This is a genomic window from Pseudomonas sp. 1912-s (assembly GCF_029269205.1).
In the GTDB taxonomy this organism is placed as follows: domain Bacteria; phylum Pseudomonadota; class Gammaproteobacteria; order Pseudomonadales; family Pseudomonadaceae; genus Aquipseudomonas.
This window is the reverse complement of record NZ_JARIXR010000011.1, coordinates 165,090-180,846: the sequence shown is the minus strand read 5'-3', so window position 1 is coordinate 180,846 and position 15,757 is coordinate 165,090. Positions and strand designations below refer to the sequence as shown.

The 15,757-nt window shown below is 61.3% G+C and carries 12 protein-coding genes; 10 read left to right on the top strand and 2 right to left on the bottom strand.

Annotation, left to right across the window (positions count from 1 at the left end):
* Positions 1-3: 3 nt before the first annotated feature.
* From P3C29_RS16660 to P3C29_RS16615, 10 genes are all read left to right on the top strand, one after another.
* On the top strand, positions 4-1,437 hold the full coding sequence (locus P3C29_RS16660) for an N-acetylmuramoyl-L-alanine amidase (RefSeq protein ID WP_201126014.1): 1,434 nt from the start codon (positions 4-6) through the stop codon (positions 1,435-1,437).
* A 14-nt stretch (positions 1,438-1,451) separates the two neighbouring features.
* Positions 1,452-3,350: a DNA mismatch repair endonuclease MutL gene (gene mutL, locus P3C29_RS16655; protein ID WP_275964947.1), complete on the top strand. Its 1,899-nt coding sequence runs from the start codon at positions 1,452-1,454 to the stop codon at positions 3,348-3,350.
* On the top strand, positions 3,350-4,321 hold the full coding sequence (gene miaA / locus P3C29_RS16650; RefSeq protein ID WP_275964946.1) for a tRNA (adenosine(37)-N6)-dimethylallyltransferase MiaA: 972 nt from the start codon (positions 3,350-3,352) through the stop codon (positions 4,319-4,321). Before mutL ends, miaA begins: the two co-directional genes overlap by 1 nt.
* Before the next feature lie 94 nt (positions 4,322-4,415).
* A complete protein-coding gene (gene hfq, locus P3C29_RS16645; protein ID WP_003217515.1) occupies positions 4,416-4,679 on the top strand; it encodes an RNA chaperone Hfq in 264 nt (87 codons plus the stop codon).
* 12 nt (positions 4,680-4,691) lie between these two features.
* Positions 4,692-5,993: a ribosome rescue GTPase HflX gene (gene hflX, locus P3C29_RS16640; RefSeq protein WP_003217514.1), complete on the top strand. Its 1,302-nt coding sequence runs from the start codon at positions 4,692-4,694 to the stop codon at positions 5,991-5,993.
* A gap of 96 nt (positions 5,994-6,089) precedes the next feature.
* The gene (gene hflK, locus P3C29_RS16635; protein WP_201126015.1) at positions 6,090-7,265 is read left to right on the top strand and encodes an FtsH protease activity modulator HflK; all 1,176 of its coding nucleotides are present in this window, start codon (positions 6,090-6,092) and stop codon (positions 7,263-7,265) included.
* The gene (gene hflC, locus P3C29_RS16630; RefSeq protein WP_003217510.1) at positions 7,265-8,131 is read left to right on the top strand and encodes a protease modulator HflC; all 867 of its coding nucleotides are present in this window, start codon (positions 7,265-7,267) and stop codon (positions 8,129-8,131) included. The genes hflK and hflC overlap by 1 nt, the downstream gene beginning before the upstream one ends.
* Positions 8,132-8,432: 301 nt before the next feature.
* Positions 8,433-9,620 carry an ATP phosphoribosyltransferase regulatory subunit gene (locus tag P3C29_RS16625; protein WP_201126016.1) on the top strand — a complete coding sequence of 396 codons (1,188 nt, stop codon included), beginning with the start codon at positions 8,433-8,435 and terminating at the stop codon, positions 9,618-9,620.
* Positions 9,621-9,674: 54 nt separating this feature from the next.
* Entirely contained in the window at positions 9,675-10,964 is a 1,290-nt protein-coding gene (locus P3C29_RS16620) for an adenylosuccinate synthase (protein ID WP_078469554.1), read from the top strand.
* 139 nt (positions 10,965-11,103) lie between these two features.
* Positions 11,104-13,038 carry a methyl-accepting chemotaxis protein gene (locus P3C29_RS16615; protein ID WP_201126017.1) on the top strand — a complete coding sequence of 645 codons (1,935 nt, stop codon included), beginning with the start codon at positions 11,104-11,106 and terminating at the stop codon, positions 13,036-13,038.
* 108 nt (positions 13,039-13,146) lie between these two features.
* On the opposite strand, the gene P3C29_RS16610 is transcribed toward P3C29_RS16615, so the two are convergent.
* Together P3C29_RS16610 and P3C29_RS16605 are read right to left on the bottom strand one after the other, a co-directional pair.
* Positions 13,147-14,712: an iron ABC transporter permease gene (locus tag P3C29_RS16610; RefSeq protein ID WP_275964938.1), complete on the bottom strand. Its 1,566-nt coding sequence runs from the start codon at positions 14,710-14,712 to the stop codon at positions 13,147-13,149.
* Complete coding sequence (locus tag P3C29_RS16605) at positions 14,712-15,737, bottom strand: extracellular solute-binding protein (protein WP_275964937.1); 1,026 nt, start codon at positions 15,735-15,737, stop codon at positions 14,712-14,714. Before P3C29_RS16605 ends, P3C29_RS16610 begins: the two co-directional genes overlap by 1 nt.
* Between the last annotated feature and the right edge of the window lie 20 nt (positions 15,738-15,757).

Below are 15,757 nucleotides of genomic sequence, written 5' to 3'. Positions count from 1 at the left end.
TTGATGGGGTTAGGTATGCGCTTTCGCGCGTTGGTTACTGTCGTAGGGGTGTTGCTTGCGGCAATGACTTTCAATGCACTGGCGGCCTCACAGGTGAAAAGTGTTCGCCTGTGGCGGGCACCGGATAACACGCGACTGGTATTCGACCTGTCTGGCCCGGTTCAGCACAGCGTCTTCACCCTCACGGCGCCCGATCGCCTGGTGATTGATATCAACGGTGCGACCCTCGCCGCGCCGTTGAAAGTCGCCATGGCCAATACCCCGATTACCGCGATGCGCTCGGCTCAACGTACGCCGACCGACCTGCGAGTGGTCATCGACCTGAAAAAGGCCGTAACCCCGAAAAGCTTCGTACTGGCGCCCAACGCGCAATATGGCAACCGGCTGGTGGTCGACCTGTTCGACAACGCCGCCGATGCTGCGCCGCCGCCTGCGCCAACCCCAAGCGTCGCGACGATACCGGCGGTGCCGGTCACCCAGTCGCAACCCCAGGTCAAATTGCCGCCGCCGCCACCTGCACCGGCGGGCAAACGCGACATCATCGTGGTCATCGATGCCGGTCACGGCGGGGAAGACCCGGGCGCCTCCGGTTCGCGCGGCCAGCATGAAAAAGACGTGGTACTGGCCATCGCCCGCGAACTGCAGCGCCAGATCAATGGCATGAAAGGCTATCGCGCGGAGTTGACCCGTACCGGTGACTACTTCATCCCGCTGCGTGGCCGTACCGAAATCGCCCGCAAGAAGGGCGCCGACCTGTTCGTCTCGATCCACGCCGACGCCGCGCCTTCGGCGGCTGCGTTTGGTGCCTCGGTGTTTGCCCTGTCTGATCGCGGCGCTACGTCCGAGACCGCCCGTTGGCTGGCGGACAGTGAAAACCGTTCCGACTTGATCGGCGGGGCCGGCAACGTGTCCCTTGATGACAAGGACAAGATGCTCGCTGGCGTATTGCTCGACCTGTCGATGACCGCCTCGCTGACCTCCAGCCTGAACGTCGGGCAAAAAGTCCTGAGCAACATTGGCCGTGTCACCTCGCTGCACAAACAGCGCGTGGAGCAGGCCGGGTTTATGGTGCTCAAGTCGCCGGATATTCCGTCGATCCTGGTGGAAACCGGGTTTATCTCCAACTCCAATGAAGCCTCGAAACTGGCCTCCGCCAGCCACCAGCAGGCGCTGGCGCGGTCCATCAGCGCCGGTGTTCGCCAGTTCTTCCAGCAGAACCCGCCGCCGGGCACTTATATCGCCTGGCTGCGTGACTCCGGCAAGATCGCCCAGGGCCCGCGTGACCATCGCGTCCAGCCCGGCGACACCCTGGCGATGCTGGCGGTGCGCTTCCAGGTGTCTGCGGCGACCTTGCGCAGTGCCAACAACCTGAAGACCGATGAACTGAAGGTCGGCCAGGTGTTGACCATCCCTGGCACTGAACTGGCGGCGCAATAATGAGCGAAACAGTCTTGAGCAACACCTCGCGCATTGAACTGCTAAGCCCGCGCCTGGCGAACCAGATTGCGGCGGGCGAGGTGGTCGAGCGGCCGGCTTCGGTGATCAAGGAGTTGCTGGAAAACAGCATCGACTCCGGCGCCAAGCGCATCGATGTCGACGTGGAACAGGGCGGCGTCAAGCTGCTGCGGGTACGCGACGACGGCAGCGGGATCTCCTCCGACGACCTGCCGCTGGCCTTGGCCCGTCACGCCACCAGCAAGATTCGCGACCTGGAAGACCTGGAGCGGGTGATGAGCCTCGGGTTTCGCGGTGAGGCCCTGGCGTCCATCAGCTCCGTGGCCCGTCTGACCCTGACGTCTCGCACCCGCGACGCCGACCAGGCCTGGCAGGTGGAAACCGAAGGCCGCGACATGGCGCCCCGGGTCCAGCCGGCTGCGCACCCGGTAGGCACTTCGGTGGAAGTGCGCGACCTGTTCTTCAACACCCCGGCCCGGCGTAAATTCCTCAAGGCCGAAAAAACCGAATTCGATCACCTGCAGGAAGTCATCAAGCGTCTGGCGCTGGCCCGCTTTGATGTGGCTTTTCATCTGCGTCACAACGGCAAGACCATCCTCAGCCTGCACGAGGCCCATGATGATGCGGCCCGTGCGCGGCGTGTCTCGGCCATCTGCGGCGGCGGGTTCCTGGAACAGGCGCTGCCGATCGAGATTGAGCGCAATGGCTTGCGCCTGTGGGGTTGGGTAGGGTTGCCGACCTTTTCCCGCAGCCAGGCTGACTTGCAGTATTTCTTTGTGAATGGCCGGGCGGTGCGCGACAAGCTGGTGGCCCACGCGGTGCGCCAGGCGTATCGCGACGTGCTGTTCAACGGGCGGCACCCGACATTTGTGCTGTTTTTTGAAGTCGACCCATCGGTGGTGGACGTTAACGTGCACCCGACCAAACACGAAGTACGCTTCCGTGACGGGCGCATGGTTCACGACTTCCTCTACGGCACCCTGCACCGCGCCCTGGGCGATGTGCGCCCGGATGATCAACTGTCGGCGCCGATTGTCACGGCGATTGTCCGTCCTTCGGGACCGGAAGCCGGTGAATTCGGGCCTCAGGGCGAAATGAGCCTGGCAGCCAACCTGCTGCAATCGCCGCAAGCCCAGCCGAGCTATACAGCGCCTGGCTCAGGAGCTGGCGCCGGTTATCAGTACCAATACACACCGCGCCCGCAATCGGCGGTGCCGGTGGCCGAGGCGCAGGCAGCCTATCGCGAGTTTTTTGCGCCGCTGCCCGGTGCCGAGTCGGGTGCTGCGGCCTTGCCGGAAGGCCAGGGCGATGTGCCGCCGTTGGGTTACGCATTGGCTCAGCTCAAGGGCATCTACATCCTTGCTGAAAATGCCCATGGCCTGGTGCTGGTGGACATGCACGCCGCTCACGAGCGGATCATGTACGAGCGCCTGAAAATCGCCATGGCCAGCGAAGGCTTGAGCGGCCAGCCGCTGCTGGTGCCGGAATCCCTGGCGGTCAGCCAGCGCGAGGCGGATTGCGCCGAAGAGCACCTCAGCGTGTTCCAGAAGCTGGGCTTTGAGCTGCAGCGCCTGGGCCCGGAAACCCTGGCTATCCGGCAGATTCCCGCTTTGCTCAAGCAGGCCGAGGCCAACCGGCTGGTGGCCGATGTGCTGGCGGACCTGATGGAATATGGCACCAGCGACCGCATCCAGGCGCACATCAACGAACTGCTCGGCACCATGGCCTGCCACGGCGCCATCCGCGCCAACCGCCGCCTGGCCCTGCCGGAAATGAATGGCCTGCTGCGGGACATGGAAAACACCGAACGCAGCGGCCAGTGCAACCATGGCCGACCGACCTGGACCCAAATGGGCCTGGACGACCTGGACAAACTGTTCTTGCGCGGCCGTTGATGAGTGCCTTGCCCCCCGCCATTTTCCTGATGGGCCCGACGGCCGCCGGCAAGACCGACCTGGCCATCGAGCTGACCAAGGTCTTGCCGTGCGAGCTGATCAGTGTCGACTCTGCACTGGTTTACCGGGACATGGACATCGGCACCGCCAAACCTTCAAAAGAGCTGTTGGCCCAGTATCCGCACCGGTTGATCGACATTATCGATCCCAGCGAGAGCTATTCGGCGGCGGATTTTCGCACCGATGCCCTGGCGGCCATGGCCGATATCACCGCGCGGGGCAAGATTCCGCTGCTGGTGGGCGGCACGATGCTCTACTACAAGGCGTTGCAGGAAGGCCTGGCCGACATGCCGCCCGCCGACCCGCAAGTGCGCGCCGAACTTGAAGAAGAGGCTGCACGCCTTGGCTGGCAAGCCTTGCACGACCAACTGGCGGTTGTGGATCCAGTTTCCGCCGCGCGGATTCACCCCAATGACCCCCAGCGCCTGACACGGGCCCTGGAAGTCTGGCGGGTCAGCGGCCAGACCATGACTGAACACAGGCTGAAACAAACTGCGCAAAGTACTGAAGCAGGCGCTTCGGGACAGTCACAATTGCCCTATACTGTGGCGAATCTGGCCATCGCTCCGGCGGATCGCCAGGTGCTGCATGAACGAATTGCACAAAGATTCACAATTATGTTGGAACAGGGGTTTGTGGACGAGGTCGTAGCACTGCGTTCAAGAGGTGACCTGCATCCCGGGCTGCCTTCGATACGTGCTGTAGGCTACCGCCAAGTCTGGGATCATCTGGATGGCAAGCTGACGTCAGCCGAAATGCAGGAGCGCGGCATCATTGCCACGCGCCAATTGGCGAAGCGCCAGTTCACATGGCTGCGCAACTGGACTGATTTGCACTGGCTGGACAGTCTGGATTGCGACAATCTGTCACGCGCCTTGAAATACTTGGGAACGGTCTCCATATTGAGCTGAGTCCTTGCAATTGCCGTCTATCCTTGGGGGTGTGACGGCCATAAGCTATCTATTTTCCGATTTTTTATTATTGATCCTTAAAGGAGTGCGGCACATGTCAAAAGGGCATTCGCTACAAGACCCTTACTTGAATACTTTACGTAAAGAGAAAGTTGGGGTTTCCATCTATCTGGTCAACGGTATCAAGCTGCAAGGTACGATCGAGTCGTTCGACCAGTTCGTGATCCTGCTGAAAAACACCGTAAGCCAAATGGTTTACAAGCACGCTATCTCGACCGTAGTGCCGGTTCGTCCAATTCGTCTGCCTAGCGCAACCGAAGAACAGGGTGACGCCGAGCCTGCACCGGGTAACGCCTGATAGGAGTCTCCTTTGTTCTTTGAGCGCCACGGTGGTGGTGAGCGAGTAATCCTCGTTCACTTGGATGGACAGGACCCTGAGGCGCGCGAAGATCCGCAGGAGTTTCAGGAGTTGGCAAATTCGGCCGGCGCCGAGACCGTCGCGTTTTTTAACGTGCCGCGTCATCGGCCAACCGCCAAATTCCTGATTGGCAGCGGCAAGGTCGAGGAATTGCGCGACCTGGTTCATGCCGAGAAGGCCGATCTGGTGATTTTCAATCACATCCTCACGCCCAGTCAGGAACGTAACCTCGAACGTGTCTTCGAGTGTCGCGTGATCGACCGCACGGGTCTGATTCTCGATATTTTTGCCCAACGCGCCCGTACCCATGAAGGCAAGCTCCAGGTAGAACTGGCCCAGCTTGACCACATGAGCACCCGGCTGGTTCGTGGCTGGACTCACCTTGAGCGTCAGGGTGGCGGTATCGGCATGCGTGGCCCGGGTGAAACCCAGCTGGAAACCGACCGGCGCCTGCTGCGGGTGCGCCTGCGACAGATCAAGGGCCGCCTGGAAAAGGTGCGCAGCCAGCGCGAACAATCGCGCCGTGGCCGCATGCGTGCGGATATCCCTACCGTTTCCCTGGTGGGCTATACCAACGCCGGCAAATCCACACTCTTCAATAACGTGACGAAATCGGACGTGTACGCGGCCGACCAACTGTTTGCGACCCTCGACCCGACCTTGCGCCGTCTGGAGCTGGACGACCTGGGGCCGATTGTCCTGGCCGATACCGTGGGTTTCATTCGTCACCTGCCCCACAAGCTGGTCGAAGCATTTCGGTCTACGCTCGAAGAGTCGAGCAATTCCGACCTGCTGTTGCACGTGATCGATGCGGCCGAACCGGATCGCATGTTGCAGATTGAACAGGTCATGGTGGTGCTGGGCGAGATTGGTGCCCAGGACTTGCCGATCCTCGAGGTCTATAACAAACTCGATTTGCTTGAAGGCGTTGAGCCACAAATCCAGCGCGACGAGAACGGCAAGCCCCAGCGGGTCTGGCTGTCGGCGCGTGATGGCAGTGGCCTGGAATTGCTTGAACAGGCCATTGCCGAGTTGTTGGGCAGCGATTTGTTTGTCGGCACCTTGCGCTTGCCTCAGCGTTTTGCTCGACTGCGTGCACAGTTTTTCGAGCTGGGCGCGGTACAGAAAGAAGAACACGACGAAGAAGGCGTCAGCTTGCTGGCCGTTCGATTGCCGCGCTCGGAGCTGAATCGGCTGGTCAGCCGTGAAGGCGTTGTGCCGACGGAGTTCATCGAACAACACACTTTGCAATAAAAGCCTGAGAAAGCGGTTGTGCCGCTGTGACAGGCATTCTGTAGCATTGGTCGGCGCGCCGTGGGTGCGTCTTTGCTTTATCAGATGGAGAGCGCTATGGCTTGGAATGAGCCGGGTGGCAACTCGAATAATCAGGATCCTTGGGGTGGTAAACGCCGCAATAATGGCGACCGCAAGGGGCCACCAGATCTCGACGAGGCCTTCCGAAAGCTGCAGGAAAGCCTGAATGGGTTGTTCGGTGGTGGGAAAAAACGTGGTGGTGACGAAGGCGGTCGTACGAGCAAGGGCGGTGGTTACGGCCTGCTCGGCATCGGCCTCGTCGTGCTGGCGGCTGTTTGGCTGTACAGCGCGGTCTATGTGGTGGACGAGCAGGAGCAAGCCGTGGTGCTGCGCTTCGGCAAGTACTACGAGACCGTTGGCCCGGGCCTGAACATCTACTTCCCGCCGATCGATAAAAAGTACATGGAAAACGTCACGCGTGAGCGTGCCTACACCAAGCAGGGCCAGATGCTGACCGAAGACGAGAACATCGTCGAAGTGCCGCTGACCGTGCAGTACAAGATCAGCAACCTGCAGGACTTCGTGCTGAACGTCGATCAGCCGGAAATCAGCCTGCAACATGCGACCGAAAGCGCCCTGCGCCACGTGGTGGGTTCCACCGCAATGGACCAGGTGCTGACCGAAGGTCGTGAATTGATGGCCAGCGAAATCAAGGAGCGCCTGCAACGGTTCCTCGACACCTATCGCACCGGTATCACCGTGACCCAGGTCAACGTACAGAGCGCAGCGGCACCGCGTGAAGTGCAGGAAGCCTTCGATGACGTGATCCGCGCCCGTGAAGACGAGCAGCGTTCGCGCAACCAGGCTGAAACCTACGCCAACGGCGTCGTGCCGGAAGCCCGTGGTCAGGCCCAGCGCATCCTTGAAGATGCCAACGGTTACCGCGACGAAGTGGTTTCCCGCGCCAAGGGTGAGGCAGACCGCTTCACCAAGCTGGTGGCCGAGTACCGCAAGGCACCGGAAGTCACCCGTGAGCGTCTGTACCTGGACACCATGCAGGAAGTCTTCAGCAACACCAGCAAGGTTCTCGTGACCGGCAGCAAGGGCGGGCAGAACAATCTGCTGTACCTGCCGCTGGACAAGATGATCGAAGGTGGTCGTAGCAGCACCAGCGCACCGTCCACCGGTTCCAATGCTGCTGCCAATGAAGCCAGTGCCCGTGCGGCCGCTGACTTGCTGCAACAGCAAACACGTACCAGGGAGAGTCGTTGATGAGCAATAAATCGCTGACCGCCCTGATTGTGGGCGTCGTCGTGGTCATCGCTGCCTGGAACTGCTTCTATATCGTGTCTCAGACCGAGCGCGCGGTGTTGCTGCAATTCGGTCGCGTGGTCCAGGCGGATGTCCAGCCGGGCCTGCATGTGAAAGTCCCCTACGTCAACCAGGTGCGCAAGTTCGACGGCCGCCTGATGACCCTGGATGCACCGACACAACGCTTCCTGACCCTGGAAAAGAAAGCTGTGATGGTTGACGCCTACGCCAAGTGGCGCGTCAAGGATGCCGAGCGCTTCTACACCGCGACTTCCGGCCTCAAGCAGATTGCTGACGAGCGTTTGTCGCGCCGTCTGGAATCGGGCCTGCGTGACCAGTTTGGTAAGCGCACCCTGCACGAGGTGGTATCCGGTGAACGTGACGCGCTGATGGCGGACATCACGCGTTCGTTGAACGCGATGGCGGAAAAAGAGCTGGGCATCGAAGTGATCGATGTTCGGGTCAAGGCCATCGACCTTCCGAAGGAAGTGAACCGCAGCGTGTTCGAGCGTATGAGCACCGAGCGTGAGCGCGAGGCTCGTGAGCACCGCGCCAAGGGTAACGAACTGGCAGAAGGGATCCGTGCGGATGCCGACCGTCAGCGTCGCGTACTGTTGGCTGAAGCCTATCGCGAGTCTGAAGAGGCCCGTGGTGATGGTGATGCTCAGGCCGCTTCGATCTACGCCAAGGCGTACGGCCAGGACCAGGAGTTCTACGCGTTCTACCGTAGCCTGCGTGCCTACCGTGAAAGCTTTGCGAACAAAACCGACGTCATGGTGCTGGACCCAAGTAGCGATTTCTTCCGCTACCTGGAAAAGTCCAAGTAACCCTCATGTAGTCTGATAATCACTCCGTCGGGCGGCTAAAATGCCGGGCGGGGTGATCCTTTCAGAAAACGGGTGTATGATGCGGCAGCCGGGAAATTCCCGGCTTTTTTGCGTCTGCATGTTTGATTGTGGTTTTGCGCCGCAGACGCCACAGGTTTTTCGAGGAAAGTGCCCGACGAGGCCGATTGTTGGTCGTTCGTCACGTCGCTCTTGCGCGTGGTTTATGCAGGGGCCGGGTATTTTCTGCTTCACTCAAGGCTCGCCCGAGGGCTGGCCGCCCGGATCATAGGGGAATGGCGTAATGGCAACGGTAGACCGCTGGCTGCTGCCAGATGGCATCGAAGAAGTACTGCCACCAGAAGCTGCGCGCATTGAAATCGCGCGCCGCCAGGTGTTGGATCTGTTCCAGAGCTGGGGTTACGAGTTTGTCGTGACCCCCCATATCGAGTACCTGGAATCCCTGCTGACCGGCGCGGGCCAGGACCTGGATCTGCGCACCTTCAAGGTCATCGACCCGCAATCGGGCCGGCAAATGGGCTTTCGTGCCGACATCACGCCGCAAGTGGCGCGCATTGATGCGCACACCCTGCGTCGCGAAGGGCCAAGCCGCCTGTGCTACGCCGGCAGCGTGCTGCATGCTCAACCGCGTGCCTTGTCGTCTTCCCGTAGCCCGATCCAGCTGGGCGCCGAGTTGTATGGCGATGCCAGCCCGAGCAGCGACGTGGAAGTCATCAGCCTGATGCTGGCCATGCTGCAACTGGCCGATGTGCCGGATGTGCACATGGACCTCGGGCATGTCGGCATCTACCGCGGCCTGGCCCGTGCGGCCGGCTTGTCGGGTGAAGTGGAACAACAGTTGTTCGATGCCCTGCAACGCAAGGCCATCGATGAAGTGATCGCCCTGACGGCGGGCGTGCCTGCCGACCTGGCCGGCATGCTGCGTGCGCTGGTAGACCTGTGTGGCGGCCGTGAAGTATTGACCGCCGCCCGTGATCGCCTGGCGAATGCGCCGGCTGACGTTTTGTCAGCCCTGGACGACGTGCTGGCGATTGCCGAGCAGTTGTCGGCGCGCTTCCCGCAGTTGCCGCTGTATTTTGATTTGGGTGAGTTGCGCGGCTACCACTACCACACCGGTGTGGTGTTCGCGGTGTTTGTCCCGGGTGTTGGCCAGGCCATCGCCCAGGGCGGTCGTTATGACGATATCGGCGCCGACTTCGGTCGTGCCCGTCCGGCGACCGGTTTTTCCACCGATTTGAAAACCCTGGTGACCCTGGGGCGTGCTGAGGTCGAGCTGCCGTCTGGCGGTATCTGGATGCCCGACAGTACGGACGCAGCACTCTGGCAGCAGGTTTGCCAGTTGCGCAGTGAGGGTCAACGTGTGGTCCAGGCCTTGCCTGGGCAGCCATTGGCCGCCGCCCGTGAAGCGGACTGCGACCGGCAATTGATTCTGCAGAACGGGCTTTGGCAAGTATCGCCACTGGCTTCTTGAGTTTTCCTGCCGGCCACTGCCGGCACCAAGTTTGCGCGAATGAGGACAAGTGTTATGGGTAAGAATGTCGTAGTCCTGGGCACCCAATGGGGTGATGAGGGCAAAGGCAAGATCGTTGATCTGCTGACCGAACATGCTGCCGCCGTAGTGCGCTACCAAGGTGGCCACAACGCTGGCCACACCCTGGTCATCGATGGCGAAAAAACCGTCTTGCACCTGATCCCGTCGGGTGTGTTGCGCGAAGGCGTACAGTGCCTGATCGGCAACGGCGTGGTGGTTGCACCTGACGCCCTGCTGCGCGAGATCACCAAGCTGGAAGAGAAAGGCGTACCTGTGCGTGAGCGCCTGCGTATCAGCCCCTCCTGCCCGCTGATCCTGTCCTTCCACGTTGCGCTGGACCAGGCCCGTGAAAAGGCCCGTGGCGAGCTGAAGATCGGTACGACCGGTCGTGGCATCGGCCCGGCCTACGAAGACAAGGTTGCACGTCGTGGCCTGCGTGTGGGCGACCTGCTCAACATGCCGCGCTTTGAAGACAAGCTGCGTGAACTGGTGGATTACCACAACTTCATGCTGGTGGGTTACTACAAAGAGCCGGCCATCGAATTTGAAAAGACCCTGGCCGAGTGCAAGGAATACGCTGAGCTGCTCAAGCCGCTGATGCTGGACGTGACTGCCGAGCTGCACGACCTGCGTCGCGCTGGCAAAGACATCATGTTCGAAGGCGCCCAGGGTTCGTTGCTGGACATCGACCACGGCACTTACCCGTACGTCACCAGTTCCAACACCACCGCTGGCGGCGTTGCGACGGGTTCGGGCGTCGGCCCGATGTTCCTGGACTACATCCTCGGCATCACCAAGGCCTACACCACGCGCGTAGGTTCGGGTCCGTTCCCGACTGAGCTGTTCGACGACGTCGGTGCGCACCTGGCCAAACAAGGTCACGAGTTCGGCGCCACTACCGGTCGTGCCCGTCGTTGTGGCTGGTTTGACGCCGTTATCCTGCGTCGCGCTATCGATGTGAACAGCATCTCGGGCATCTGCCTGACCAAGCTGGACGTACTCGACGGCCTGGAAACCATCAACATCTGCATCGGCTACAAAGATGCGCAAGGCAAGGACGTTGCCCCAACCGACGCTGACAGCTACGTGGGCCTGCAGCCTGTGTACGAAGAAGTGCCGGGCTGGACCGAGTCGACCGTGGGCGCCAAGACCCTGGAAGAGCTGCCGGCCAACGCCCGCGCTTACATCAAGCGTGTTGAAGAGTTGATCGGTGCGCCAATCGACATTATTTCGACGGGCCCGGACCGCAACGAGACCATCGTTCTGCGTCACCCGTTCGCTTAATAAGCTGTTGATGTAAAACACAAAGGGTCCCTTCGGGGGCCCTTTGTCGTTTCTGTTTGCTATACGGCACGACCCTTGCTGTGTTTCTCTCTTTCGTGGTGCTATCAATTTAATGGCACCCCAGGTGGAGGGATTCACGATGTCTGCCGTTCTCTCATTGTTACAAAGCCGACTGTTGCGGCCGGTGTTCGTTACCCTAGGTATCGCTCTTTTGGTGCAAGTGCTGGTGGCGGTCGCGCTGACTCGGAGCACGGTCACCGCGCTGGAAGCTGATTTAGGTAATCGCCTGGGTGTCGACAGTCAGAAACTCTCCGGCGAACTGGCCCAGGCTGGCAAGGAAGTCACCTCCAGTCTGGACAGCCTGTCCTCCAGCACCCGCCAGCGTCTGACGGCAGGGCTTTCCACGCGTCTGCAGGACGAGCAGAAGCAGCTGCGTGCGACCCTGGAAAAAGACCTGAAGGACTCCGCCAATGATATGGCGCAGCTGCTGGCTTCCGTGGCGCCCCGCGCCATGTGGGACAGCGACGTGCCGACCCTGTCGGAATTCGCCCGGCGTGCCCAGCGCAATCCCAATGTGTTGTTCGTGGTCTACGACGACGCCACTGGCCAGCATCTCACCCGCTACCTGAACCGGGAAAACCCGATTAATGCGGCGCTGCTGGAGAAAGGGCAGGGCGAGCGTGCTTTGGACAAGGTGCTGGATGCGGCGAAAAACGATCCGTCGGTTTACTACCTTGAGGCGTCCATCAGCCCCAACGGCGTGGAGATCGGCAAGGTCATCATGGGGGTTTCAACTGCTTCGGTGGACGTCGACCTGGCCGCACTGGATAAGCGTTTTGCCGCGCTGATTGCCAGCAGTGATCAACTGGTGGGCGACAGCCTCAAGGGGGCCGCAGCTGACAGCGCTTCGGCCATGGGCGCGCGCTTGCAGTCGGCGCAAGCCACTGCCACCCAGATGACCGCCAATACCACCCATACCGTGCAAGAAGCGGCGGGCACGTTGCGCTGGCGCATCGGCATGGGCCTGGCGGTGGTCGGCTTTGGCGTGCTGCTGCTGATTGCCGTGGTGCTCGGGCGTCGCGTGGTCAATCGCCTGAAGTTGTTGATTGCAGCGATGGACGATCTGGCCGCGGGAGAGGGCGACCTGACCAAGCGCGTGCAGATCAACAGCCAGGACGAAATCGGCGACATGGCCTCGGCGGTCAATCGCTTTGTGGATAAGTTGCAGCCGATCGTGCGTGAGGCGGGCGATGTGGCCCAGCGTACCGGCGTGGAAATCGGTGCGATGACCTTGCGCAATGCCGGTGCCGACGCGGCCGCCGGCTTGCAGCGTGATGAAGTTGCGGAGAGCCTGCGGGCGCTGTCGCAAATGGCGGATGAGGCCCAGGCGGAAAGCCATGCGATGCAGGCGGCGTTGCAGCAGGTGGTGGATATTCGCCAGGCGACTGATGAGAACTCACGTACTTCTGCCGAAGTCGGCAGCCTGATCGAGGCGTTGGCGGGGCAGGTGCAGGCTGGGTCCAGGGTGATCGAACGGCTGGCTCAGCAGAGCGAGCAGATCGAGGTGGTCTTGACGGTGATCCACGGGATTGCCGAGCAAACCAACCTGCTGGCGCTCAATGCGGCGATCGAAGCGGCCCGGGCTGGTGAGACCGGTCGCGGTTTTGCGGTGGTGGCGGACGAGGTACGTGCCCTGGCCAGTAAAACCCAGAGTTCTACCGGTGATATCCAGGCCCACATCGTGGCGTTGCAGCAAGGCGCCCGTGAGGCGGTGGAGACCATCGGCAAGGCCGGGCGCCAGGCCAGCGAAGGTTTGCTGGTGTTGCGCGACAGCGTGCGCCTGCAACAGTCGGTGCAGGCCTCGGTAGAGCAGGTGCATGCGGCGATTGGCCTGGCGACCCGTGCGGCTGAGCATCAGGCGCAAGGCGCGCATGCGGTGCGTGGGCGGGTGGAAATCATCCATGCCCAGGCAGAGCGGGCCGCTCAGGCGGTGGTGGAGACTACCGCCAGTGGCAAGGTGCTGGATGGGCTGGCGGCGCAGTTGAAGGCGAGCCTGGGGCAGTTCCGGGCTTGATGTCGCCTGTTTCGGCCTCATCGCAGGCAAGCCAGCTCCCACACTCGATCGAATTCAGGTTTTGGAATACGGTCAAGTGTGGGGGCTGGCTTGCCTGCGATGGCGGCTTCAGCGGCTCAGATACATCCGCGTCGTAAGCAAATACACCGGCAGCCCCGACACCAAAATCAACAATGCTGCATAGGGCGCCGCTGCCGCGAATTCCACATTCGAGGTGTGCGCCCACACGGCAGTCGCCAAGGTGTTCAGCCCGGTAGGACTAAGCAGTAACGTCGCCGTCAATTCCTTCATCGCATCCAGGAATACCAGCGCAAACGCCGCACCCAATGCCGGGAAAATAATCGGCACCGTCACCCGGCAAAACGCACTGAACGACGACGCGCCCAGGGTTCTCGCCGCCTCCTCCAGCTGCGGTGCCGCCTTGTTCAGCGCCGTGCGGATCGGCGCCTGGGCCAGCGGCAAAAACAGCAATGCATAAGCAATCAGCAACAACGCCGACGTCTGATACAGCGCCGGCACGTAATGCAGTGCGAAATACACCAGCGTCAGCGCAATCACCAGGCCGGGCAGGGCGTGCAGCAAGTACGGCAGGCGTTCGGCCCACAGGGCGAGCCGGCCCTTGTAGCGCACCACCAGCAGGCCCACCGGTACTGCAAACAACAGGCACAGCGCGGCGCCACCTAGGGAGAGTGCCAATGAGGAAAGCAGTGCCTCGCTGATCTCGGCGACCGGAAACGCCGCTGAGCTGCCCACGGCCAGCCAATAACCGAGCATGCCCAGTGGAATGCCGCTCCCAATAATCGCCAGGAGCAGGCAATACAGCTGCCCCAGAGGCGCCCATTTACCGAGTCGAACCTGTTCGGCGTGTCGTGCCGCGCCCTGCCCGGTGCGCACATGCCGGCCTTTGCCGCGTACCCGCAGTTCCAGCCAAAGCAGCGTCAGGCACATCACCAGCAGAACGGCCGACAGCATCGCCGCATTGGCATTGCTGAACTCCAGCTCGAATTGCTGATAGATCGCGGTGGTAAATGTCTGCAAGCCGATGATCGACAGTGCGCCGAACTCCACCAGCATATGCAGGGCAATCAACAGTGCCCCGGCCAGCAGTGATGGCCACAGTAAAGGCAAGGTGATGCGAAAGAACACGCTCCAGCGATTCAGGCCAAGGGTGCGGGCCGATTCTTCCAGGGATGGATCAAGATTGCGCAGAGTTGCCGCCACCGGCAGAAACACCAGTGGGTATTTAGAAAGGGTCATCACCAGGATCGCTCCGCCCAACCCTTCAAAGTTGGCGCTTAACGAAACCCAGGTAAAGCTGCTGACAAACGCCGGCACCGCAAACGGTAGGCACAGAATCACTCCCCAGATACGCCGGCCCGGCAGGTTGCTGCGTTCCAGCAGCCAGGCCAGCGACAGGCCGATCACGCCGCAGGCCACGGTCACGCCGACCATCAGCGCCAAGGTGTTGCGCAGCAACCCGAACACATAAGGCCGCCACAGCAAGTGCACGGCCTCGGCCCAGCCCGCTTGCCAGGCCTTGAGGCCGACATACACCAGCGGCAACAGGCTCAGCCCCACCAGCAGCAGGACCGGCAGCAGCAACCCGATCGAAGGGCGCTTGCGTCTTGGCGTAAAACCCCCGCGCAAAGCGGGGGTGGGGAGCGATGGGTTCATCAGTTCAAGCCAACGTCACGTTCCATTTCCAAGGCTTCTTCGGCGTTGCCCAGGTCGGCAGGGGTGACTTTCGGCGGTTGCAGCTCGCTGAAAGGCTTGAGGCCACGGTTGGATTCCATGCCCTTGCGCAGCGGGTATTCGGCAGAGGTGTTGGTGATGACCCGTTGGCCTTCTTCGCTGGCCATGAAAGCCAGCAGTTGCTGGGCTTCTTTTGGGTGCTTGCTGGATTTCAGTGCAGCTGCGGCAGACACGGTGATCAGGCCGCCCGCATCACCGTTGGTGAAGTAGTGCAGTTGGGAATCCAGATTGGTTTTTTCTTTCTTCAGGGCGAACCAGTAGTAGTTGTTCACCAGTACGGTGGCTACTTCGCCATTTTCCACGGCTTTGAGCGCAACCATGTTGTTGCTGTAGACCTTGCCGAACGCCCGCAGGCCGGTCAGCCATTCTTCAGCCGCTTCGCGACCGTGCAGCTTGATGATCGCTACGGCCTGTTCCTGGAACGCGCCGCTGGTCGGTACGAAACCGACCTTGCCTTGCCATTCAGGACCGGCGAAATCCAGTACCGACTTGGGCAGGTCTTTTTCGGCGATCAGTTTCGGGTTGAACGCCACGACGCGGGTGCGTGCGGTCACGCCCATCCAGGCGCCGTTGGCGGCTACATATTCCTTGGGCAAAACATCGAGGGTGCTGGCGTCAATGGTCGCGAGCAGGCCTTGCTCGCCGAGTTTATTCAGCGGCGGCGATTCTTCGGTATAGATCACGTCGGCAGGGGAGCGGTCGCCTTCTTCGACGACCTGGCTGGCCAGCTGGTTGCTGCTGCCTTTGCGCACATTGACGTGGATGCCGGTCTTGGCTTCGAAGGCCTTGGCAAGTTCATCGCCGACCTCCTTGTGTTGGCCGTTGTACAGGGTCAGGGCGACGTTGTCGGCAGAATAGGCGGCGGGCGAGAGCAGGGTCAGGCCGAGCAGAGTGATGGTCAGGCCACGCAGAAGGGATGTCTTGAGACGGGTATCGCGGATCATCATCCGGGGTTTTCCTCACTTGA

What these genes read in the sequence shown, in the direction of transcription:
- P3C29_RS16660 (WP_201126014.1), top strand. Translation starts at nt 4, where the DNA reads ATGGGGTTAGGTATGCGCTTTCGCGCGTTGGTTACTGTCGTAGGGGTG.
- miaA (WP_275964946.1), top strand. Translation starts at nt 3,350, where the DNA reads ATGAGTGCCTTGCCCCCCGCCATTTTCCTGATGGGCCCGACGGCCGCC.
- hfq (WP_003217515.1), top strand. Translation starts at nt 4,416, where the DNA reads ATGTCAAAAGGGCATTCGCTACAAGACCCTTACTTGAATACTTTACGT.
- hflK (WP_201126015.1), top strand. Translation starts at nt 6,090, where the DNA reads ATGGCTTGGAATGAGCCGGGTGGCAACTCGAATAATCAGGATCCTTGG.
- hflC (WP_003217510.1), top strand. Translation starts at nt 7,265, where the DNA reads ATGAGCAATAAATCGCTGACCGCCCTGATTGTGGGCGTCGTCGTGGTC.
- P3C29_RS16625 (WP_201126016.1), top strand. Translation starts at nt 8,433, where the DNA reads ATGGCAACGGTAGACCGCTGGCTGCTGCCAGATGGCATCGAAGAAGTA.
- P3C29_RS16620 (WP_078469554.1), top strand. Translation starts at nt 9,675, where the DNA reads ATGGGTAAGAATGTCGTAGTCCTGGGCACCCAATGGGGTGATGAGGGC.
- P3C29_RS16615 (WP_201126017.1), top strand. Translation starts at nt 11,104, where the DNA reads ATGTCTGCCGTTCTCTCATTGTTACAAAGCCGACTGTTGCGGCCGGTG.
- P3C29_RS16610 (WP_275964938.1), bottom strand. Translation starts at nt 14,712, where the DNA reads ATGAACCCATCGCTCCCCACCCCCGCTTTGCGCGGGGGTTTTACGCCA.
- P3C29_RS16605 (WP_275964937.1), bottom strand. Translation starts at nt 15,737, where the DNA reads ATGATGATCCGCGATACCCGTCTCAAGACATCCCTTCTGCGTGGCCTG.